This window comes from Clostridium manihotivorum, from assembly GCF_004015185.1.
In the GTDB taxonomy this organism is placed as follows: Bacteria; Bacillota; Clostridia; order Clostridiales; family Clostridiaceae; genus Clostridium_AR; species Clostridium_AR manihotivorum.
This window is the reverse complement of sequence record NZ_CP025746.1, coordinates 1,570,688-1,593,155: the sequence shown is the minus strand read 5'-3', so window position 1 is coordinate 1,593,155 and position 22,468 is coordinate 1,570,688. Positions and strand designations below refer to the sequence as shown.

22 protein-coding genes and 1 pseudogene are annotated in these 22,468 nt (G+C 32.4%); 1 reads left to right on the top strand and 22 read right to left on the bottom strand.

Translation table 11 applies throughout. The features are described 5' to 3' along the window. The first annotated feature begins 56 nt into the window (after positions 1 to 56). Complete coding sequence (gene yyaC / locus C1I91_RS07195) at positions 57 to 587, top strand: spore protease YyaC (RefSeq protein WP_128212259.1); 531 nt, start codon at positions 57 to 59, stop codon at positions 585 to 587. Between the two features lie 107 nt (positions 588 to 694). Here the strand turns inward: yyaC and mreB are convergent, their stop codons facing one another. The 22 genes and pseudogenes from mreB to C1I91_RS07085 all read right to left on the bottom strand — a co-directional run bounded on the left by mreB (position 695) and on the right by C1I91_RS07085 (position 22,459). Next, positions 695 to 1,726, bottom strand: a complete 1,032-nt coding sequence (gene mreB, locus C1I91_RS07190; protein ID WP_128212258.1) for a rod shape-determining protein — start codon at positions 1,724 to 1,726, stop codon at positions 695 to 697. A gap of 88 nt (positions 1,727 to 1,814) precedes the next feature. Then, positions 1,815 to 2,069, bottom strand: a complete 255-nt coding sequence (spoIIID, locus tag C1I91_RS07185) for a sporulation transcriptional regulator SpoIIID (RefSeq protein ID WP_128212257.1) — start codon at positions 2,067 to 2,069, stop codon at positions 1,815 to 1,817. Between the two features lie 108 nt (positions 2,070 to 2,177). Beyond that, positions 2,178 to 2,915 carry a peptidoglycan DD-metalloendopeptidase family protein gene (locus C1I91_RS07180; RefSeq protein WP_128212256.1) on the bottom strand — a complete coding sequence of 246 codons (738 nt, stop codon included), beginning with the start codon at positions 2,913 to 2,915 and terminating at the stop codon, positions 2,178 to 2,180. Positions 2,916 to 3,708: 793 nt separating this feature from the next. Next, on the bottom strand, positions 3,709 to 4,770 hold the full coding sequence (gene spoIID, locus C1I91_RS07175; RefSeq protein ID WP_128212255.1) for a stage II sporulation protein D: 1,062 nt from the start codon (positions 4,768 to 4,770) through the stop codon (positions 3,709 to 3,711). A 106-nt stretch (positions 4,771 to 4,876) separates the two neighbouring features. Next, positions 4,877 to 5,938: pseudogene (locus C1I91_RS07170) on the bottom strand (IS630 family transposase). A 325-nt stretch (positions 5,939 to 6,263) separates the two neighbouring features. Further along, on the bottom strand, positions 6,264 to 7,532 hold the full coding sequence (gene murA, locus C1I91_RS07165; RefSeq protein ID WP_128212254.1) for a UDP-N-acetylglucosamine 1-carboxyvinyltransferase: 1,269 nt from the start codon (positions 7,530 to 7,532) through the stop codon (positions 6,264 to 6,266). A 21-nt stretch (positions 7,533 to 7,553) separates the two neighbouring features. After that, entirely contained in the window at positions 7,554 to 8,213 is a 660-nt protein-coding gene (locus C1I91_RS07160; protein WP_128212253.1) for a hypothetical protein, read from the bottom strand. Positions 8,214 to 8,614: 401 nt separating this feature from the next. Next, positions 8,615 to 9,010 carry an ATP synthase F1 subunit epsilon gene (gene atpC, locus C1I91_RS07155; protein ID WP_128212252.1) on the bottom strand — a complete coding sequence of 132 codons (396 nt, stop codon included), beginning with the start codon at positions 9,008 to 9,010 and terminating at the stop codon, positions 8,615 to 8,617. Between the two features lie 25 nt (positions 9,011 to 9,035). Then, on the bottom strand, positions 9,036 to 10,427 hold the full coding sequence (gene atpD / locus C1I91_RS07150; RefSeq protein WP_128212251.1) for a F0F1 ATP synthase subunit beta: 1,392 nt from the start codon (positions 10,425 to 10,427) through the stop codon (positions 9,036 to 9,038). Between the two features lie 15 nt (positions 10,428 to 10,442). Beyond that, a complete protein-coding gene (atpG, locus tag C1I91_RS07145; RefSeq protein WP_128212250.1) occupies positions 10,443 to 11,297 on the bottom strand; it encodes an ATP synthase F1 subunit gamma in 855 nt (284 codons plus the stop codon). A 37-nt stretch (positions 11,298 to 11,334) separates the two neighbouring features. Continuing rightward, positions 11,335 to 12,843, bottom strand: coding sequence for a F0F1 ATP synthase subunit alpha (gene atpA / locus C1I91_RS07140; RefSeq protein WP_128212249.1), 1,509 nt, complete (start codon positions 12,841 to 12,843; stop codon positions 11,335 to 11,337). A 10-nt stretch (positions 12,844 to 12,853) separates the two neighbouring features. After that, positions 12,854 to 13,393, bottom strand: a complete 540-nt coding sequence (locus tag C1I91_RS07135) for a F0F1 ATP synthase subunit delta (RefSeq protein WP_128212248.1) — start codon at positions 13,391 to 13,393, stop codon at positions 12,854 to 12,856. 2 nt (positions 13,394 to 13,395) lie between these two features. Beyond that, positions 13,396 to 13,875 (bottom strand): F0F1 ATP synthase subunit B, encoded by a 480-nt coding sequence (locus tag C1I91_RS07130; RefSeq protein ID WP_128215935.1) that lies wholly within the window; start codon positions 13,873 to 13,875, stop codon positions 13,396 to 13,398. A gap of 91 nt (positions 13,876 to 13,966) precedes the next feature. Further along, positions 13,967 to 14,191 (bottom strand): ATP synthase F0 subunit C, encoded by a 225-nt coding sequence (gene atpE, locus C1I91_RS07125; RefSeq protein WP_128212247.1) that lies wholly within the window; start codon positions 14,189 to 14,191, stop codon positions 13,967 to 13,969. A gap of 27 nt (positions 14,192 to 14,218) precedes the next feature. Continuing rightward, on the bottom strand, positions 14,219 to 14,905 hold the full coding sequence (locus C1I91_RS07120) for a F0F1 ATP synthase subunit A (protein WP_128212246.1): 687 nt from the start codon (positions 14,903 to 14,905) through the stop codon (positions 14,219 to 14,221). A 1,349-nt stretch (positions 14,906 to 16,254) separates the two neighbouring features. Then, a complete protein-coding gene (locus C1I91_RS07115; protein ID WP_128212245.1) occupies positions 16,255 to 17,436 on the bottom strand; it encodes an acetyl-CoA C-acetyltransferase in 1,182 nt (393 codons plus the stop codon). Between the two features lie 442 nt (positions 17,437 to 17,878). Further along, positions 17,879 to 19,024, bottom strand: a complete 1,146-nt coding sequence (wecB, locus tag C1I91_RS07110) for a non-hydrolyzing UDP-N-acetylglucosamine 2-epimerase (protein WP_128212244.1) — start codon at positions 19,022 to 19,024, stop codon at positions 17,879 to 17,881. Positions 19,025 to 19,187: 163 nt separating this feature from the next. Further along, entirely contained in the window at positions 19,188 to 19,676 is a 489-nt protein-coding gene (locus C1I91_RS07105; RefSeq protein WP_128212243.1) for a dCMP deaminase family protein, read from the bottom strand. Positions 19,677 to 19,799: 123 nt separating this feature from the next. After that, positions 19,800 to 20,429, bottom strand: a complete 630-nt coding sequence (gene upp, locus C1I91_RS07100; protein WP_128212242.1) for a uracil phosphoribosyltransferase — start codon at positions 20,427 to 20,429, stop codon at positions 19,800 to 19,802. 18 nt (positions 20,430 to 20,447) lie between these two features. Next, entirely contained in the window at positions 20,448 to 20,897 is a 450-nt protein-coding gene (rpiB, locus tag C1I91_RS07095; RefSeq protein WP_128212241.1) for a ribose 5-phosphate isomerase B, read from the bottom strand. Positions 20,898 to 20,939: 42 nt separating this feature from the next. Further along, positions 20,940 to 21,395, bottom strand: a complete 456-nt coding sequence (locus C1I91_RS07090) for a low molecular weight protein arginine phosphatase (RefSeq protein WP_128212240.1) — start codon at positions 21,393 to 21,395, stop codon at positions 20,940 to 20,942. Positions 21,396 to 21,409: 14 nt separating this feature from the next. Next, on the bottom strand, positions 21,410 to 22,459 hold the full coding sequence (locus tag C1I91_RS07085) for an L-threonylcarbamoyladenylate synthase (RefSeq protein ID WP_128212239.1): 1,050 nt from the start codon (positions 22,457 to 22,459) through the stop codon (positions 21,410 to 21,412). Positions 22,460 to 22,468 lie beyond the last annotated feature (9 nt).

Genomic DNA, 22,468 nt, shown 5'->3' with positions numbered 1-22,468 from the left:
TTCTTGTTTAATATTTTATTTAAGTGCCTCATATAAATTACTGAGGGGGTGGGATGTTGAATAAAATTAAAGTAGATTATAAATCATCACTTGCTTACTACGAGATAGCTTACTTCTTGAAAAACTATGTTAAAGATAACACAGTAATTGTATGTATAGGTACTGATAAATGCATAGGAGATTGCCTTGGTCCACTGGTTGGAACAATGTTAAAAGATAAATTTTTTCCACTTCCTATTTATGGCACAATAGCCTCACCAATACATGCATTAAACCTTGATAAGAAACTTAATGAAATCAATTCAAAACATCCTAATGCATGTATAATCGGCATTGATGCATGTTTAGGCGACTCCAATTCAATTGGAGAAATCCACACTCGTGACTACCCAATACATCCCGGAAAAGGAGTTGGTAAAACCCTTCCTGATGTTGGAGATGCCTCTATTATAGGTATTGTTGATTCTAGCGAAAATTCAGAAATTTTTACTAGCAGGTCAATAAGATTAAACCTAGTGATGGAGATGGCTTATGTAATTGTAGACTCTATGATTCATGCTTATTATTTAAGTAGTCTTCAAAAATAGCTATGTAGTGCTTCAAAATAAGTTTCTATATAGAAACTTTTTATAACCTTTACCTACCCAATAATTAAAATAATCCATAATAAAAAGGACAGATTTTTCTGTCCTTTTTACTCAACAAGCTCTACTTCCATATCCTTGTTGAGTTCTAATTTTTCGAAGTTTCTCAAGGCAATGCCTGTACCAATAGCAACACACGAAATTGCATCATCTGCAACTTTTACTAAAACACCAGTCTCCGATTCCAAATATTTGTCAAGTCCATGTAGCAACGCACCGCCTCCAGTCATTACTATTCCATGTTCTATAATATCTGCAGCTAATTCAGGTGGTGTTTTTTCCAGAACAGAGTGAACTGCTTCTGAAATCGTATTTACCGTATCCTTTAAAGCTATCCTTATCTCTTCAGTGGTTATATCTACTACATCTGGAAGACCAGTTATTAAATTTCTACCCTTTACAGGCATAGATAGGTTTCTCATATTCTGAAAAACAGAGCCTACATTAATCTTTAAATCTTCTGCAGTCCTTTCACCTATCATAAGTTTATATTTATTTCTTATATATTTAATAATAACTTCATCAAACTTATCCCCAGCAATTTTTATAGAGGATCGTACTACTATGCCTCCCAAAGATATTACAGCAATATCGGTGGTACCACCGCCAATATCGACTACCATATGTCCGCTAGGCTTATTTATATCTAAGCCAGCACCAATGGCAGCAGCTAGAGGTTCTTCTATCAGATATACAGTTCTAGCACCTGAGTTCTTTGAAGCATCCATTATAGCTCTTTTTTCTACTTCAGTAGCCTGAGAAGGAACACATACCATTACTTTAGGCGCCGATATCCTTTTCTTCCCACACCCTTTTCTTATAAAATATGTAAGCATTTTCTCAGTCATATCATAGTCTGAAATTACACCGTCTCTAAGTGGACGTACTGCTACTATATTTCCAGGTGTTCTTCCTATCATCTGTCTCGCATCTTCTCCAACGGCCAGTATTTTGTTATTAACCTTATCTACTGCAACAACAGATGGCTCTTTCAAAACGACGCCTTTGTCCTTAATATAAACAAGCACAGTGGCTGTACCTAAATCAATACCAATATCTGTTCCCATTCCCAAAAACCACATTCCTATTCACTCCTATTATTCTATTAATCCAAACATAATTTGAGCATTTTTTACATAATTTATCATTTAAATTATACATGGAATGTGATTAACGTTCAATAGCTTTATACTTTAACTTCGTAGCTTTTCCTCCTCTTATGTGTCTCTCTGCTTTGTTCAAATCTAAAATTATCTTTGCTTTCTGAGCAATTACTGGATTAATCTTAGGTAATCTTTCTGTCATATCCTTGTGTATCGTGCTTTTACTAACTCCGAATACCTTCGCTGTCTTTCTAATTGTAGCTTTTGAATCTATAATATACTGTGCAACTTCTAAGACTCTTTCCTCAATGTAGTCTTTCAAAATGCTACCTCCTTAATTAGCTATATTAATAAATATGCACTACCTTTAAAGTAAATTACATTTTCTAATATTCAGTCATTCTCTTATTAGAAAATGACTGAATATATATTATTTATTTGCTTCTGTTTTAAATTTTATATATTTTCCTGGGTCAACTTGCTGGTCTTTTGAGTCAAGCAACTGAAATCCTAAATGTTCAGCATATGGCTCAAATTTAAGCATTCTTGCAGAGTCTCCTACTTTACCTAATGTTTGCTTAGCTTTTACTACGTCATCCTTTTTAACAGTAATCTGAGGATCTAAGTTAGTATAGACAGTTTTCATTCCGTTCTGATGAGAAATTACAACATAATTTCCTACAAATTCATCACCAGTTCCTACCTCAGTTACCTTGCCTTCAGCTGCAGCAAGAACAGGAGTGCCTTTTTTAGCATTTATCCCTACTCCCTTTATAACTGTAGTCCATACATTAAACCCTTTGACTTCAATAGGTTTACTGCCATCTGAGAAAACTCTTGATACTGCTCCATCATTAATTGGGTTATTGAATGTTATTTTTGATGTATTTGAAACAGTTTTAGTGTTAGGTACAGTTACTCCTGTTGCTGTATTGCCAGTTGTAGGCTTCTTCACTTGTTCTGCACCTGGCATTTGAGTTGTTGACTTAGTTGAATCATTTATATTTACAGCAACATTACCTTTGTTTGCTTGTGGTGTAACTTTTTTAGCATTATTTCTTGCAGTTATTGCTGCAACTGTAGCTACTACACATAAACATACAAATAAAATAACGTAAAAACCCTCCTTCTTAAAAAAGCTTATAAATTTATTATTTTTTTTGTCCATATGAACACCTCCATTAACTAGTCTCTCCTTTAGTTACTAAAAAATACATAATTTCCTATAGTTTTTTCATATAAATTCCAACAAATTTCTACAAAACAACTCTAACTATCTACTAATTAATTTGGACTTATTTACATTTATGTCCACCTTTAAACATGATTATCCACATATTCATCACCTATTTACCTAGTTCTATTTTTAAATATAAAAAAACATTTTATAGGTATCAAACTTAAACTATCAATTTATGGGTGCCAGATAATACCCAGTACACAGGCTTATCGAACATGTACAAATTAAGTTTTCATAAATCATACTTATAATTAGCTCGTATCTACTTTCTCAAGACCATATAAGTAAAATAGCCAAGGAGACATGTTCTTATTCTCTAAAAAGTAAAAAAATCACTAATGTTAGTCATTTAGTGATTTTTCCTTACGAGAATTATTTAAATTATTGTGGTAAAATGCATGATGGTAGTATATCCTTATTCTTTCTAACTACTGAATAGTTCAGAGAAAATCTTACTATAAGAGCACCTATTTATAGACATTCTAGTTCATATTTAACTATATAAAAATAAAGCTTCCTTGGTTCATTGAAAGCTTTATTTTAAATATAAGTATTCAGTTAATAGGTCTATTTGAAAGAATAAATTTACCACTTCGCAGAAAAACTTATAATTTCAAATCTTCCTCTCAGAAACCAGAGCAACTTTGAAAATTATATTTCTAAGGTAGGTGGTACAACTTTATATAACCATTTATATATGTTTATTTAATCCTCAATAAATCTAGTTCTTATTACTTACCCGTATATCTTCTAACCTCTTGATATCTACTCCTGTATAGTAATGTTTTAATATCTTATCAAAACTTGCTCCTGTGCCTGCCATAGCATTTGCCCCCCACTGACTGAGGCCAACCCCATGACCATATCCAATGCAATTAAATGCTATTTTCCCATTAGAAAATGATATAGAAAAGTTAGTGGATTTTAAAGATAATAATTTTCTAAAATCAGTGCCCTTAATTATGGTTCTTCCTACCGAAATTTCATTTACTCCTCCACCTTCTGTTCTAGAAAGTATCTTTAACTGAGATTTTAATGATGATTTTTTTATTCCACTATCTTTATAATAATCATTTATTAGAGTAGTAAACTTATCGTAAGTATAAGAAACTGTACTTTTATATTTTGTCGCTCTCTCTTCTCCCGGACTATCCACCGATACTAAGTATGGCACATCACTTCCAAATACCTCTTTTGAGCTTTCTGTCTTCCCTGAACTTACTGCAAAGTATTGAGGATTCATTACAAGATACCCATCATAAGATAATACTTGACCTTTTGTACTATCGACAGCTTGTACAATTTTATCCCAATAATCCTTTGACTTGCTAGCCTCCCATTGCTTTTTCTTTTCAGCCTCTCCTATATATACCTGGCAATGAGTAGAATCACAAATATCTGCTCCATTTGCCTGAGGGCATTTGTTTACTATCCTAGTTAATGCAAAAGTCCTAGCTGCCACTGCTTGAGCTTTTAAAGCTTCTAAATTGAAATTTACTGGCATCTCTGCAGCCACAACTCCATAAACATACTGCTCCAGATCCATTTCAACTGTTTTTTTTGTTTCTGTATTGTAGACCTTTATCTTGTGAAAATCATATTGTTTATTATGATCACTTTGATTATTATCAAATATAAAATTCTTTATGTTTGATATGTTCTTATTAAAGTTGTCATTGCTGCCAGCTAATAATGAAATAATAATAGGTGTAAAGAAGCAAATAAAAAATACTATCCCAAATCCTAAAAAGTATTTTTTACTTATTCTACTAGTAATTTTCATAAATCCCTCCCACCATCGAAATTAACATCAAATTTAAATTTTAGGCTATGTTCAAACATAGCGTATAACAACACCAAATCTTATTATATATATTGCAAATTGGTTTCTACAATCTAACACATAGCCTGTCTATTGTTTGAGTAGGAACCTTATTTATGTTACTTATAAACTTTTGAATTGCAGTTCTAACTTGTGGCAGAGATTTATAAAAGACATTGTTAATAACAGATGCCTTTAGCCATCCCCATAACCCCTCTATAAGATTCATTTCTGGACTATACGGTGGTAAAAACATCAATTCAAGCCTATCTTTAACTCTATTAAGAAATGGCTGAATCAGCTTTGCATGATGAATCTTAGCATTGTCTAATACCACAACAATTTTTCCTTTTGGATACTGCTTAAGTACGTTTTCTAAAAAGTCATTAAATATCTTAGCGTCATATCTTTCATGTTCCTCGCAATATACGTTACCAGTCTCGTAATCCAATATTCCCATAAGTTTAACACCTGCATTTTTACCGAACGTAGGAATTTTCCTTTGTTGTCCTCTTATAAACCAGCTCTTTTGAATTGCTTGATAATCTCTAATCATTGATTCATCTTCAAATAAGATGGTATCAACTAAGCCATTGAGGCATTTTTTTTAAAGCTTTAAAGTCACTTTTAAAAATTTCTTGCTTTTCTTTATCAGCTTTCGCTAAGACGTAAGTAGGTCTAGTATAACTTAAATTTAATCTATGAAGTACATATGCTATTCCTCTATGTGACATATTTATATTAAATTCTTTAATAACCCATTGCCTCACTAATTCAATAGTCCAATTCATTTTAGATTCGAAGCCTACATCTTCTGGAGTTTTTGTAGTTATAGTTTCTACAATGAGCTTCTCTTGAAGTGAATTGATTTTCTTTGCGCTCCGCCGCCGTGGCCAATATTTAATCCATCTATTCCTTTTGATTTATAATTTTTTATATATGTAGAAACAGTATGTTCTTCTAGATTCTCCATTTCAGCTATTTTTCTATTTGTAAATCCATCAAAATGCTTAAGTAAAACAGAATATCTTTTATATAACCTTGTGTTTTTAGTCTTTTTTAAAGCTGATTTTAACTCGTTTATATCATCTTCATGCCCAGCAATCTTATTAAGAATCAAAATATCCATATTTAAAACCTCGCTATAATTTTTATTTTATATTCTAGTTTGGATATTTTAGTTATCTTATATTAATGGATGTTCTTACCTAAATATCATATCGAAATTTTCATCTTGCAACATATATATTTATAGATTTGCAGAATTTAATTTTTTCACATAATAGATTTATATGCTTCAACAGATATAATATTACTTTCACAGTTATATATATCAATAGAGATATTTTTAATATACAGAAAAATAAAACTCAGATTACCTAATTAAAGTAATCTGAGTTTTATCGAAGTTATAGGTTATAAATATGTGGCATAAACATCCAATACTAGCAAGCTTAATCTACAGAATATCTTTCTATATCAGCGCCAATCGATCTCAATTTTTTTTCTATATCTACATATCCTCTATCAATATGATAGATATCAGTAACATCTGTCTCTCCTTCTGCAGATAAACCGGCTATAATTAATGCTGCACCTGCACGTAAATCAGTTGCTTTAACTTCGCAACCTGTGATCTTAGGAACACCTTCAATAAGTGCAGTTCGTCCATCAATTTTTACATTGGCTCCCATTCTAGCTAATTCTGATACGTGCATAAACCTATTTTCAAATACAGTTTCTGTTATTACACTTACGCCATTAGCCAATGCTAACAGACTCATCATTTGTGCTTGCATATCTGTTGGAAAGCCTGGATATGGCATAGTCTTAATATCAACAGACTTTATTATATTCCTACCATCAACAACTATGCTCTGCTCCTCTTCTGATACTTCTATTTTTACTCCACTCTCTTTTAGTTTTTCAATTACTGGTCTTAAGTGTTCTTCATTTATTCCCATAACTTTAATTTTACTATGTGTAATGGCACCTGCTATCATAAATGTTCCAGCCTCTATACGGTCATATATTGGAGTATGCTCTGTTCCCTTAAGACTATCAACACCTTCTATTATTATTTTACCTCTTCCAGCACCGTCTATCATCGCTCCCATTGAATTAAGGAAATCAGCTAAATCCTTAATCTCAGGCTCCTCAGCTGCATTTTCAATGATTGTAGTTCCTTTAGCAAAAACTGATGCCATAATAATATTTTCAGTAGCACCAACTGAAGGAAAATCTAGGTATATTCTATTTGCAATAAGTTTCTTAGCTCTAGCTTCAACATATCCATGCCCTATTTCTATATCAGCTCCTAAAGCCTTAAAACCCTTCAAATGCAAATCAATTGGTCTACTTCCAATGTTACATCCACCTGGCAGTGAAAGCTTACAATAACCTAATCTAGAAAGCATTGGCCCCATAATAAGAAAAGAGGCTCTCATTTTTTTTACAAGTTCATTATTAGCATTTATTGGCTTTATATTACAAGAATCAACAGTTATAGATTTACTTGATTTATCTAAAGATATATTACATCCAAGTTCCTCCAGAACATTGCATATTACATATACATCTTCAAGCATTGGAGCATTATTTATTTTAACTTTATCATTACCTAATATGCTTGCAGCAATTATCGGAAGAACAGAATTTTTAGCTGCACTTATTTTTATTTCACCTGAAAGTTCATTCCCACCCTTAACTCTGATTTTATCCATATTATCCTCCATTAACCTTGTTTAGTATGTTATAAAAATTATTGGTGTACCAATAATTAAGTATGTTCTTTTATCATTTTCACTAATAGCATAGTTTATAGCTGTGTTGTCTTTTAATTTTGCTACACCAGTAAAACCCGAACTTAATTTGATAGTATTCACATCTGTAGCTCCATACTTAACAAGGGCTCTTTCTGTTAATTCTATGTTATTTTTTGCGCTACCTTCTATTATATTGCCCTTAACATAGCTAAAATATTGTACATCTATTGAGGCATCATATAGTACTTTTTCTAATTGTTGCTTTAATATATTGGTTGTATCTTTATTTATTTCCATTGTAGAAGTTGCGCATATATTAGTAATATTATTTTCAACATTTGCAACAATTTCATTTGCCACTCCATCTTTTTTGTATGTTATTCGAAAATAGCTTGGCTTATATTCCTTGTACTCTATAATTGCATCTTTATATATTTTTTCAATAGTTCTTCTATAAATTTCATCAATATTCTTCTTGGATTGATACTGTATTTTTATACCACATTCAACAATACTCGCAGAGTTTTCTTTTAGTATCTCATTGGTAACTAAATTATAGTTACTATCACTTGCATGACCTAATATATCAAAAGAAAACGTCAAAAGAATAACTGATAATAAAGCATACTTTATTCTCATAACATCCCGCCCTTTCCTTTTGATTATTGTCCAAGTTAATTATTTTTATTCAATGTTGTTCCTCACTTTTAATCTAAGCATAATAACACAACAGTTCTATACATTGATTTACAAGCATATATTACCTGAATAAGATTGTATATTATTAATATATATATTTTTCCATAAAGTGTGATTAATACCTTATAACGTCATTAAACTTATGAGTGTAACCTACTTGTATTTAGTTTTAGTCAATTGATGATAAATTATATGGACTAAAAATATTTTTTTAATACATAAATTCTCTTTACTTGTCTCTATATCTTACATGCTTACAGTTATTTTTATAAAACCAAATATAATAATTTAAATTCAAAAAGGCAAGCCAAAATATTGGCTTGCCTTTTTTAACCTAAAGGTTACTTTTTCAATTGTAATCTTGCCATAGCTCTAGCTAAAGCAACTTGTGCTCTAACAGTATCAACATCTACAGAGCTTTGTAATCTCTTTTCAGCTCTCTCTTTAGCTTGTTCTGCTCTAGAGGCATCTATTTCTTCCGGCCACTCAGCAGAATCACAAGCAAAAATTAATTGATTATCCTTGAACTGAACTATTCCTGTAGAAGTAAATAAAGAATATTCCTTATTATCTGCGTCTACAAACTTAGTTACTGTAGGTATAGTATTTGTTATATATGAAATATGATTTGCATATACTTCAAATTCACCATCACTATTCTTAGAAAGAATCTTTACAATATCTCCAGAGAAAATCTCTCTATTAGGAGTAATTAAATGTAAATTAAATGTATTCATAATTAATCTCCCCTTTAAGTCCTAATTAGGACATCTTCTTTGCAGCTTCTACAGCTTCATCAATAGAACCTACAAATAAGAAAGCTGATTCTGGAAGATTATCATGTTTTCCTTCAAGAATTTCTTTAAAACCTCTTATTGTCTCAGCTATTGGTACATACTTTCCTTGCATTCCTGTAAATTGCTCAGCAACTGTAAATGGTTGTGAAAGGAATCTTTGAACCTTTCTAGCTCTTCCAACTATTAGTTTATCTTCTTCTGAAAGTTCGTCAACACCAAGTATTGCTATGATATCTTGTAATTCCTTATATCTTTCTAGTATATGCTTAACTTTCGAAGCTACATCATAATGCTCTTTACCAACAACTCTTGGATCAAGTATTCTTGAAGTTGAGTCTAGCGGATCAACCGCAGGATATATACCAAGTTCTGATATACTTCTTGATAAAACTGTTGTTGCATCAAGATGTGAGAATGTTGTTGCTGGAGCTGGGTCAGTTAAATCATCGGCAGGAACATAAACTGCTTGAACTGATGTAATTGATCCATGTTTAGTAGATGTTATTCTTTCTTGTAAAGCACCCATCTCAGTTGCAAGAGTTGGTTGGTATCCAACAGCAGAAGGCATTCTTCCAAGAAGTGCTGAAACTTCTGATCCAGCCTGAGTAAATCTAAATATATTATCTATAAATAAAAGTACGTCTTGGCCTTGATCTCTAAAATACTCAGCCATAGTAAGTCCTGTAAGAGCAACTCTCATTCTTGCTCCAGGTGGTTCATTCATTTGACCGAACACTAGTGCAGTCTTTTTGATAACTCCTGATTCTTTCATTTCAGCTAATAAATCGTTACCTTCTCTTGATCTCTCACCAACACCTGTAAATACTGATAATCCACCATGTTGTTTTGCTATATTATTTATAAGCTCTTGGATAAGAACTGTCTTTCCAACACCTGCACCACCAAATAGACCTATTTTTCCTCCTCTTTGATATGGAGCTAATAAATCTATTACCTTGATTCCTGTTTCAAACATTTCTGGTTCAACAGATTGTTCAGCAAATGTTGGAGCCGCTCTATGGATTGGATAGTTAACTTCACTTGTAACGTCCCCTTCTTCATCCATAGTTTTTCCTAAAACATTAAATAATCTTCCTAAAACATTTTGACCAACTGGAACTGTAATTGGGTTACCGCTATCTACAGCATCCATGCCTCTTCTTAGCCCTTCTGTAGCTTCCATAGCTATTGCTCTAACTATGTCGTCTCCCATATGTTGCTCAACTTCTGCTATTACTGTATGATCTCCCATAGCAATTTCAATAGCATTGTATATATTAGGAAGTGAATCTGTATCAAATTTGATATCTATAACAGGTCCTATAACCTGAACTACTTTTCCTATACTGCCAGGCATCAGAATACCTCCTCACTATTTTTGCGCACTTGCTCCGCTTACTATTTCAGTAATTTCTTGAGTAATAGCGCCTTGTCTTATTCTATTATATTTAATATTATATGAATCTAAAAGATCATTAGCGTTCTTAGTAGCACCATCCATTGCTTGCATTCTTGAGTTTTGTTCACTAGTTTTTGCATGAAGCAATGAGTTAAGAAGTTTACCTCTAAAGTATACATCAAAGGTATTTTCTACCACTGAATTACTGTTTGGTTCTATTAAGAAGTCAGTCTTCTTTTCATTTTTATCTCTATCTATTGGTAAAAGTTTATCAACAGTTACTAATTGCTTAACTGGTGAGTAAAAATGAGTATACACTACATTAACTTCACCAACTTCATTGTTTTTATATAGCCTTAAAGCATGCTCAACTACAGTCTTAGCCTCTTTTATAGTAGGCACATCCGGGATTTGAACATATTCAGCTATTGTCTCAAAGCCATATTTTTTTACATATGAGATGCCTTTTTGACCAACAACCATAACAACGTTATTTATAGGGTCTATACCAGCAACTTCATTTAATGCGGAAGCTACACCATGATTGTAACCCCCACACAGACCTGAGTCTGAAGTAAGTACTATATAAAGCTTTTTAGTAGCCTTATTTCCCTTTATGTAACTACTGTTATTGTCATCGTCTATTGACTTAATTAACTCTTCTGCAACTTTTTTTATAGAATTAAAATATTTATTATTGGTTTCCAATTCCATTCTAGCTTTTCTTAGTTTAGAAGTGGCAACAAGTCCCATGGCTTTAGTTATCTTTTTGGTGTTGGTTACTGACTTAATTCTTCTTTTTATATCTAAAAGTCCAGCTCCTGCCATCCATTCCACCTCCTAAAAGATTGCATAGCTTTAAAAGCTATGCTAAAAATATCTTCTTAAATTCTGCTATTGCTTGCTCAAGGTTTGCTTTAATCTCATCAGTTAAAACTTTACCTTCAGCAATTGACTTTGGAATATCTCTATGATGTGTATCAATATATTCTAAGAAGTCTTTTTCAAAGGCCTTTATATCAGATACTTTTATATCAGATAAGAAGTCATTTACTGCTGCATAAAGAATTATTATTTGCTTTTCAACATCCATTCCTGAATATTGATCTTGCTTTAATACTTCAACAAGTCTCTTACCTTTTTCAAGTCTTCTTTGAGTATCTTTATCAAGGTCTGATCCAAATTGAGCGAAAGCTGCAAGTTCTCTATATTGAGCAAGTTCTAGTCTTAATGTACCTGAAACCTGTTTCATAGCCTTTATTTGTGCGTTACCACCAACTCTGGATACTGACATACCTGAGTTAACCGCTGGTCTTTGACCTGCGTTGAACAGTTCTGACTCAAGGAATATCTGACCATCTGTTATAGATATAACATTTGTTGGGATGTAAGCAGTTATATCACCAGCAAGTGTTTCTATTATAGGAAGTGCAGTTAATGAACCTCCTCCATTCTTAGCAGATAGTTTAGCTGCTCTTTCAAGTAATCTTGAGTGAATGTAGAAAACATCTCCTGGATAAGCTTCTCTTCCTGGTGGTCTCTTAAGTAATAGTGACATTGTTCTGTAAGCAACAGCATGCTTAGATAAATCATCATATGCTATTAATACGTGCTTTCCTTTATGCATGAAGTATTCACCCATTGAACAGCCAGCATATGGTGCTAAGTATTGAAGCGGTGCTGAATCTGAAGCAGTTGAAGCAACAACTATTGTGTAATCCATAGCTCCCATTTCAGTTAAAGTGTTAACTATATGAGCAACTGTAGATTGCTTTTGTCCAATAGCTACATATATACATATAACGTCTTTACCTTTTTGGTTTAATATTGTATCTATAGCTATAGCAGTTTTACCAATTTGTCTATCTCCGATTATAAGCTCTCTTTGACCTCTTCCTATAGGAATCATTGAGTCAATAGCTTTTATACCAGTTTGAAGAGGTTCATTAACTGAACTTCTATCAATTATACTTGGTGCTGGAGTTTCTATTGGGCTATAACCATCGTTTTTTATTGGTCCTTTACCATCTATAGGCATACCTAATGAATTTACAACTCTACCTATTAAGGCGTCTCCTACTGGAACTTCAACTATTTTACCAGTTCTCTTAACTACATCTCCTTCTTTGATTCCTTCTTCAGAACCTAGAAGAACACATCCTACGTTATCTTGTTCCAAGTTTTGAGCCATTCCATAGACATTGTTAGGGAATTCAAGAAGCTCACCTGCCATGCATTGATCTAAACCGTAAACTCTAGCAATACCATCACCAACTTGAATAATTGTACCTGAATCTACAGTTTCAATTTGCTTTTCATATTTCTCTATCTCATTTTTAATTATAGATGTTATCTCTTCCGGTTTAATATTCATGGATTCACCTCTATTCTCTCTTAAGCATTAATTGCTTCATCTCGTCAAGTTTTAACTTTATTGTTCCATCAATAACGTCATTACCAACTCTAACGTAAAGTCCACCTATTATGCTCTTATCAATCTCTTGCTCAAATAAAATATGTTTATCATATTTTTTTTCAAGCTTTTCTTTTAATCTTTGTAATTGTTCATCTTCTAAAGGAATTACACTTTTCACGTTTGCTACAAGTGTATTATTTCTTTCTAGATAGATTTTTTCCATCTGCTCTAGTTTTTGTCTTAGATAAAGTATTCTATCTTTTTCTATTAATATTAATAGGAATGAAAGTAATTCTTCATCAATTTTTCCTTTAAAGATATTAATAAAGGTCTTTTTCTTTTTCCCAGTGCTTATTTGAGGGTGCTTGATAACTTCAAAAAATTCTGGATTATTGTAAACTAAATCACAAATCTCCCTAAGATCTTGAAGGTATTCTTCAACTTTGCCCTTTTCTTCTGCTACTTTATAAAGCGCAAGTGCGTATCTCCTATCTAAGTATTCATACATAATTAGATACCTACCTTAGCAATAAAGTCATTAATAAGCTTTCTATGCTTATCTTCGTCAATACTTTCTTCAAGAGCTTTAGCTGAAATAAGTACCGCTAGATCAACAACCTGCTCTCTGATTTCTTGCTCTGCTTTCTCTTTTTCTCTGTTTATTTCTACTGAAGCTCTATCTAATAAAGTTTGAGCTTCATTTTTTGCTTGATCCACAATTTCTTCGTAAACTTTATCTGCTTTATGCTTTTGGGACTCAGTAATTTTCTTTGCTTCATCCTTAGCAGATCTCAAAATTCTTTCATTTTCTAATAATAAAGTTCTAGCTTTTTCTGTGTCTTCATCGGCTTTATCAATCTTTGATTGTATATCGCTTTGTCTTTCTCCAATAACTTTTTCAACTTTATCGAAGAAGAAATGCTTCATTAGAGCGTATAGAATCAATAAGTTAATTACCGCCGCCAAGACATGTAACCAGTCTATCTCCAACATCTACATCTTAGCCTCCCTTCGGAGCAAACTAATTTTATTTTATTAATAACTAAAAAATAACTCTTTATTTTAGTAATAGTCCTAAAAATTATTTTGCAACAAATATTAATAGTATAGATACTAATAGTCCATAGATAGCAGTTGTTTCTGCGAATGCAGCACCAATTAATAATGTAGTTGTTATCTTACCACTTAATTCTGGTTGTCTTGATATTCCTTCAACAGCCTTACCTGTAGCAATACCTATACCAACTCCAGCTCCAATACCTGCTAATGCAGCAATACCTGCTCCTAAAAATTTAATAGTTTCCATTGAAAAAATCCTCCTTAAGTATGTTTTTTAATGTTCAGCAGTCATTTTTATTTGAATCATTGTTAACATTACAAAAATGACCATTTGTATTAATCCATCAAATAAATCAAAGTATCCATGTAAGAATACTGGGATTCCTATTTGAGCAAACCATGAAATATTGTGTAGAGCTTGATAAACCAAGTCTACTAAAACTGTTGCAGCTAATATATTACCAAAAAGTCTCAGACTTAGTGAAACTGGTAAAATAGCTCTTTCTAAAATATTAAGAGGTAACATAGGCAAAAATGGATGCGCATATCCCCCTAAATAGTGTCCAAAACCTGCTCTCTTAATTGCATTTGCATGAATTAAGATAAAGGTCATTAGAGAAAATGACACAACTGTGCTGAAATTCATTGTTGGTGGCTGTAAACCTAACAATCCTATTAAGTTTAAAGACAATAGAAAGATCCCTAGTGTACCAATATACGGTACAAAAGATTTGTAGCTTTCACCCATATTTTCTACAACAGTATTAAATATAAATTCATACAGCATTTCAGCTACTGTTTGTTTCTTATCTGGAATCTTTTTAAGGTTCCTTGTAGCTGCTATACCTATTCCCGCAATTAGTACTATTACAATCCATTCAATAACTAAATCTAATGTTATATTGAACGTAAGACTTCCTAGCGGCAATTTGTAAATGACAATGGGATCTAGTCCTTCCAAACTTAATCACTTCCTTTCCTATTTATGAACCAATATAAAATAATACCTACAAACTGAGCAAAAGTCCCCAGTATATAGGTTAGTAAACAAGTATAATCATCAATAAATAAAAAAGCTAAGGCTATAATGATTATAAATTGAAAGATGTACCCTATATACGCTACTATAACGCTCTTTGATTTTGAAAAATTTAGTATAGTATGTATAGTATAACCTTTAATTATAAAAGTTATTGATGTAATCATAACACCTGCCATGAATGCAAAAGCCACGTTCTTATTATATAATTTCGTCAGTACAAGCGAGATACTTAACCCCACCAGTAAGTTTAATTTGAAAACTCCGAAAATAAATTTGGATAATGTCTGATTCATAATTTTCTCCTATAATCTCGAGCACGAAATTATTATATTACTGTATGTCCTTAGTTTAAAGTTTTGATTTCGTTCTTAAATAGAGCATTTATGTCAAATACACGAATTTATCTTCTTATAATTCACAAATACGTGTTATATCGCCTAGCAGATTCATTTTTCTTTTTTATTGCATCATAAAAATCTTTAGCAGTCATTTTTCACAATTTTCTCAATACGTGTTTTTTCTACAATAAAGTCACTGATAACATTTTCAAAACTAAATATATTCAATAATATTACAGAAAAAATCTTTTTTTTAGTGATTTAACTTTAAAACTTTAATTGAATTAAAATTATTAATTATAATATTATTAAACCCTTTTAACACAATTGCATAAGCCTATTATCATTTATTCAAAAAAATTATTTTATTGAACTAACTAGTACAAAAAAACATGCATATATTCCACTCTATAGACGCTTCTATGTAGCTTTTGCTTATACATTAGGCCTAATCAACTGAATTTTTCCAATGTTTTTCTTGCATACTTAATTATTAAATTAAAACCTGCTTTTCTTTTAAGGTTTTAATTTAACACTTAATGCAGTTATAATAAGTGTGCTTTTGACTGATTGTTATTTCATTAAATCATTTAGTTAATAAAGTCACATGCTAATTGTTTTCCCAAGGCATTTATTAATTCACAGTTATTCTAAATAATATTAAACTTATTATTCGCTAATATATACACGACCTCTCAAATGAATCTTTTCGCTTACTAGTAGTTTATTTTAATTTAGTCCACCTTATACTCATGTGATACAAATTTATACAATACGGATAAAATATAATTATAGTGTTGCTAACCAAAAACTTTACGCTGTATAGAAAAAGGACAAACCTATTTCATTTCCTTATGAAACCTTGTCTCACTTTATTTATTTTAAGACACTAAAAATGACCCTTTAACAAGGGTCATTAATAATATAAAATTAAACTCTTTCAACTACAAGAGCTGTTCCCATTCCACCACCGATACATAAAGTTGCTAAACCTCTCTTAGCATCTCTCTTTTCCATCTCGTGTAGTAAAGAAACTAGTATTCTTGCTCCAGATGCTCCAACTGGATGCCCTAAAGCAATAGCTCCACCATTTACATTTACTTTATCCATATCGAATTTTAAATCCTTAGCAACAGCTAAGCTTTGTGATGCAAAAGCTTCGTTAGCTTCTATTAGATCTAAATCTTCAACTGTTAAGTTAGCAACTTCTAAAGCTTTCTTAGTTGCATGGAATGGACCATATCCCATTATTGTTGGATCAAGACCTTTTGAACCATAAGAAACTATCTTAGCTAATGGTTTTATTCCTAATTCAGCAGCCTTTTCAGCACTCATTACAACGAATGCAGCAGCTCCATCATTAATACCTGAAGCATTACCTGCAGTTACTGTTCCATCTTTCTTAAATGCTGGTCTAAGCTTTGCTAAAGTATCAACAGTTGTTCCGAATCTTGGAAACTCATCAGTATCAAATACTTTTGGTTCTCCTTTTCTTTGAGGTATTACAACTGGTACTATTTCATCTTTAAATCTGCCTTCTTTTATAGCTCTTTCAGCCTTTTGTTGTGATGCAGCTGCAAAAGCATCTTGCTCTTCTCTTGAAAGATTCCATTGTTCTGCTATATTTTCAGCAGTAATTCCCATGTGATAGTGATTGAAAGCATCAGTTAAAGCATCGTTAATCATGGTATCAACCATTTTTCCGTCACCCATTCTTTGACCCCATCTTGCACCATTAAGTACATATGGAGCTTGAGACATGCTTTCCATACCACCAGCTATTACAACATCAGCATCTCCAGCTTTTATTAATTGAGCTGCTAAGCTAACTGCTCTTAATCCTGATCCGCAAACCTTGTTTATTGTCATAGCTGAAACTTCAACTGGTAGACCAGACTTAACAACTGCTTGTCTTGCAACATTTTGGCCAAGTCCTGCTTGAATAACATTACCCATTATAACTTCGTCAACTAAAGCTCCATCTACACCTGCTCTGTTTAGTGCTTCTCTTATTACTGTTGCACCTAAATCCACAGCTGAAACATCTTTTAATGCTCCTCCAAATGAACCAACAGCAGTTCTAACTGCACTTGCAATAACAACTTCTTTCATGAAAATTACCTCCTAGGTTTATTTATTATTAGACAATTTTTTATCAATATTTAACGTCTTCTTTATTATAACTATTTTTTTATTTTTTATCAATAGCTATTGTTAAAAAAAACACAAAGTTTTTGCTTAATTTATACATGTTGGATAATTTCAACTTCTGGGGATTAGACGATACCTGGTTCTATGGATCATTTGGCATGAATAAATTAATAGTTGAGTTAGTAACCCTATAATGAGCCAATTTAATATATAACTTATAATTTTCTAGATGTATACAAAGAAATTCCTTTAAGTTAGTGTATTGTATTTCTAACTTTGTACGCTGAAAAACTACACCAATCACTTAAATTCATTAAATTTAGTTAGTAAGAAATCCTAAACTTACTTTATATAAAAAAAGGAAGTAGTGCAATCACTACTTCCAGTTAAAAAAATAACAAGTTTAAAATTCATGAACTTCATCTTCTGAAATTGCAAAATACTTTAGTATAGCCTTAACTATTCTCTTAGATGCTTTACCATCTCCATAGGGATTTGTTGATTTACTCATCTTAATGTATTCTGCCTCATTGTTTATCAAAATATTTGCTTCTCTAATAATAGTATCTTTATCTGTTCCTACTAGCTTTACTGTACCAGACTCAACTGCTTCAGGTCTTTCAGTAACATCTCTAAGAACAAGAACTGGTTTACCAAGATGAGGCGCCTCTTCTTGAAGACCACCTGAATCTGTCATTATCATAAAACTCTTATTAATTAAATTATGAGTTTGTTTAGTATCCAGAGGTGGAAGAAGATGTATTCTTTCTTTACCTTCAAGCTTACTAAATACAACATCTTTAACTACAGGATTTAGATGAACTAAATATACTAGCTCAACATCATTATTTTTAGCTACAATCTCATTCAAGGCATCGCAAATATTTTCTATTCCTTCTCCCCAGTTTTCTCTTCTATGAGCGGTTATCATTATTACCTTCTTATTATCAAAATCTATGTAGTTAAGTTCTTCTTGTTCAAATACATAGTTTTCTTCTACAGTATGTTGCATAGCATCAATAACTGTATTTCCAGTAACATATATATCATGCTCATTAATCCCTTCTCTAAGCAGGTTATTTTTAGAGCCTTTAGTTGGTGCAAAGTGTAGATCTGCTATAGCCCCTGTCAGCTTTCTATTCATCTCTTCAGGAAATGGAAAGTACTTATCAAAAGTTCTAAGTCCAGCTTCGACATGACCAACCTTAATTTGCTTATAGAAAGCAGCAAGACCACCTGCAAAAGTAGTGGTTGTATCTCCATGTACCAATATCATATCTGGTTTTTCTTCATCAAACACTTCTTCTAAGCCCTCAAGAACCCTATTAGTAATTCCTGTTAAAGTCTGCTTTGTCTTCATTATATTTAAGTCATAATCAGGGACAATATCAAATAAATCAAGAACCTGGTCAAGCATCTCTCTATGCTGAGCAGTAACACATACCTTTGATATAATATTTTTATCCTTCTCCAGTTCTTTAACTAAAGGTGCCATCTTAATAGCTTCTGGTCTTGTTCCAAATATAGTCATGATCTTTATAGTATTCAAATTTATTCCTCCTAATTAATACCGCTGTAAAATTTGAATATCTTGAATCTGTCATTTGATCTAACTGATACTCTTTATGTACAAAAAATTAGTTACGGTATTTCAATACATTAATATTTATATTAGCATCTTTAGCAAATGCTACTTAAATTTATCTTTAACCTTAATATCCAGTTTCATTAGTAAGAGAATCATCATGGTCTATCCAATTATCCACATTGACAACTCTAAATCTATCTTTAGTATCTCTTATAACTACCGTTGCAATACCTGCATTTATTATAAGCCTCTTACACATAGAACAAGAATTTGCATCTTCTACAAACTCTCCCGTATTAGAATCCTTACCTACTAGATATAATGTAGCACCAATCATATCCTTTCTGGATGCACTTATTATCGCATTTGCTTCGCTATGAACACTTCGGCAAAGCTCATAATGAGTCCCTCTAGGCACTTTAAGTTCCGCTCTTCTACACTTACCTAAATCAATACAATTTGTTCTTCCTCTTGGTGCTCCAGTATATCCAGTAGAAATTATTTCATCGTTCTTCACTATTATAGACCCATAATTTCTTCTTAAACAGGTACCTCTCTCCAAAACCGTTTCTGCAATATCCAAGTAATAGTTATGCTTATCTCTTCTATCCAATACACCCACCCCAGATTACATAAAAATAGTATATATAAGCTTCATAAGTTTCTTTTGCAAGTTAACTTTCAAAGATTTTTCTAAGATGAAATCTTAAAGGAAAAGGGCAAATCGCCCTCTTGCCTATTTAGTTCCAAACAATCTATCTCCCGCATCACCAAGACCAGGTACTATATATCCATGTTCATTTAACTTCTCATCTATAGAAGCAACATAAACATCTACATCTGGATGTACACTGGTAACATGCTTAATACCTTCTGGCGCTGATATCAAACACATAAGTCTTATGTTTTTAGCTCCTTTATTCTTTAAGAGAGTTATTGCATCTGCAGCAGAACCACCTGTTGCTAGCATAGGGTCAACAACAATTATATCTCTTTCAACTATATCCTGAGGTAGTTTGCAGAAATATTCAACTGGTTGAAGTGTTTCTTCATCTCTATATAAACCTATGTGTCCAACTTTTGCTGCAGGTATTAACTTAAGCATACCATCAACCATTCCAAGACCAGCTCTAAGTATAGGCACTATCGCAACCTTTTTACCTGCTAGCATATTGCACTTAGTCTTACAAATAGGAGTCTCTATCTCTACTTCCTCCATTTGAAAATCTCTTGTAACTTCATAAGCCATAAGCATAGATACTTCTGAAACTAAATCTCTGAAATCCTTAGAACCAGTTTTCTTATCTCTTATAAATGCTAATTTGTGTAATATTAACGGATGTCCAATTTGTGTAACTTTACTCATAAAAAAATTCCTCCAATGCTATTTACTATATTTTTTTTCTATCTCAGCTATTTTTCCTATTCTTGTCGCATGTCTTCCACCCTCAAACTCAGAAGAAAGGAATATATCGACAATATCTAAAGCTAAGCCAGTACCTACTACTCTCTCCCCCAATGCTAATATATTAGCATCGTTATGTTGTCTTGTAGCATGTGCACTAAACGTATCACCGCATACTGCAGCTCTTATACCAGGAACTTTATTTGCTGCTATGGATACACCAATACCTGTGCCACAAACTAATATACCAAAATCGAATTGTTTTGTCACTACTGCTTCTGCAACTTGAATAGCATAATCTGCATAATCACAAGATTCTTCATTTAAAGTCCCAAAATCTTGAATCTCTATTCCCTTTTTCTTTAAGTGTTCTATGATTTCACTCTTAAGCCTGAAACCACCATGATCACTTCCAATTGCTATTCTCATAATTACACCTCCAAAAATTTATAAAAAAAGAAGATGAGAGTATTATAAAATACCTTTATCTTCCTTTAATTTTATCAACACTTTCCCTATAATATTTTCTAATTGATCATATGTCTTTGAATAAACATCAATAGAACCACCGTATGGATCTGAAATCTCACCATTTACGCCAGCATATTGGGAAACTGAATAAACATTATTAGATTTTTCAGGAAAATTTGAGGATATTAAATCCCTCATATAATTAGTCATAGTCAATATTAAATCAGCGCTTTTAATCATGTCAGCGGTAAGCTGAACAGCTGACCTCTTACTGATATCCATAGATAAGTTATTCATAACAAGCTCAGCTGAATGCTTAGAAGTTCTACTACCGGGAACTATAGATAACCCTGCTGAATACGCTTTAACATTGTCTATATCACACTTATTGTTAAATATTGCTTCAGCCATACAGCTTCTACAAGTGTTACCTGTACATACAAAAAGAATATTCATAATTTCCTCCGCTCTTAAGCTTTTATTATATCAAACCCAGCAGCTTTTCTTAACCTGTTCATTATTGCGAGACCTATTCCATCTTCATCAAAACCTTCGCTAATAATGTAGTCTACTGCATAATCATCGAACTTTCTCAAAGTCTCAAAAAGATTTTTTGCAACTTCTTCAATATTGTTTCTACTTCCTAATGAAATTATATTACCTTGTTTATAAAAAGTTCTTGTTTCTTCAGTTGCCATAACACCAACCTGAAAACCTTTTTCTATATAATTTTGCACTATTTCATTTATTTTTTCAACACTTTTTTCGATATCGCCTTCAACTATGGTCACCTTAGCCTTTGGAGCATAGTGTCTATACTTCATTCCAGGAGCCTTAGGTTTAAAATCTTCAGTAGGCTTTTTCATAATAGCTGAATCTACATATATATTCTCGTCTACTTCTCTGAGCATATTTAAGGTAACTCCACCGGGCCTAAGTACACAAGGTGGATTTACTGTACAATCAATTATTGTAGATTCTAAACCAACATTACTATTAATCCCACCAATTATGAAATCTACTCTACCTTCAAGATCTTCAACACATCTATGCACATCTGTAGGACTTGGTCTACCGGATATATTAGCAGACGGTGCCGCTATTGGAGTTCTAGACTTTTTAATAAGCTCCAAAGCTATGTTGTCTTTAGGCATTCTTATACCTATACTCTTAAGACCTGCAGAGGTAACTTCGGGAATAATATCATTCTTATTTAATATTATTGTAAGCGGCCCAGGCCAAAACCTATCTATTAATTTTTTAGCTACATCTGGAATATCATTAACTAAGTATTCTATGTTTTTGTCAGCCACATGTACTATAAGAGGATTATCTTGAGGCCTTCCCTTCGCTACAAAAATCTTCTTAACAGCCTCTTCGTCTAAGGCATTAGCTCCAAGCCCATATACCGTCTCAGTAGGAAAAACCACTGTTCCTCCATTAACTATTGTACTAGCTGCTCTATTAATATATACTTCAGCACCTTTAATATCATCAATTATTCTTACCTCTGTCTTCAAAACAAATCC

Excerpts from the sequence above, each read along its gene's own strand:
- C1I91_RS07090 (WP_128212240.1), bottom strand. The coding sequence starts at position 21,395 with ATGAATATTCTTTTTGTATGTACAGGTAACACTTGTAGAAGCTGTATG.
- rpiB (WP_128212241.1), bottom strand. The coding sequence starts at position 20,897 with ATGAGAATAGCAATTGGAAGTGATCATGGTGGTTTCAGGCTTAAGAGT.
- atpA (WP_128212249.1), bottom strand. The coding sequence starts at position 12,843 with ATGAATATTAAACCGGAAGAGATAACATCTATAATTAAAAATGAGATA.
- spoIID (WP_128212255.1), bottom strand. The coding sequence starts at position 4,770 with ATGAAAATTACTAGTAGAATAAGTAAAAAATACTTTTTAGGATTTGGG.
- C1I91_RS07180 (WP_128212256.1), bottom strand. The coding sequence starts at position 2,915 with ATGGACAAAAAAAATAATAAATTTATAAGCTTTTTTAAGAAGGAGGGT.
- murA (WP_128212254.1), bottom strand. The coding sequence starts at position 7,532 with ATGGATAAAATCAGAGTTAAGGGTGGGAATGAACTTTCAGGTGAAATA.
- C1I91_RS07160 (WP_128212253.1), bottom strand. The coding sequence starts at position 8,213 with ATGAGAATAAAGTATGCTTTATTATCAGTTATTCTTTTGACGTTTTCT.
- upp (WP_128212242.1), bottom strand. The coding sequence starts at position 20,429 with ATGAGTAAAGTTACACAAATTGGACATCCGTTAATATTACACAAATTA.
- atpC (WP_128212252.1), bottom strand. The coding sequence starts at position 9,010 with ATGAATACATTTAATTTACATTTAATTACTCCTAATAGAGAGATTTTC.
- mreB (WP_128212258.1), bottom strand. The coding sequence starts at position 1,726 with ATGTGGTTTTTGGGAATGGGAACAGATATTGGTATTGATTTAGGTACA.
- C1I91_RS07115 (WP_128212245.1), bottom strand. The coding sequence starts at position 17,436 with ATGAAAGAAGTTGTTATTGCAAGTGCAGTTAGAACTGCTGTTGGTTCA.
- C1I91_RS07135 (WP_128212248.1), bottom strand. The coding sequence starts at position 13,393 with ATGTATGAATACTTAGATAGGAGATACGCACTTGCGCTTTATAAAGTA.
- atpD (WP_128212251.1), bottom strand. The coding sequence starts at position 10,427 with ATGCCTGGCAGTATAGGAAAAGTAGTTCAGGTTATAGGACCTGTTATA.
- atpG (WP_128212250.1), bottom strand. The coding sequence starts at position 11,297 with ATGGCAGGAGCTGGACTTTTAGATATAAAAAGAAGAATTAAGTCAGTA.
- atpE (WP_128212247.1), bottom strand. The coding sequence starts at position 14,191 with ATGGAAACTATTAAATTTTTAGGAGCAGGTATTGCTGCATTAGCAGGT.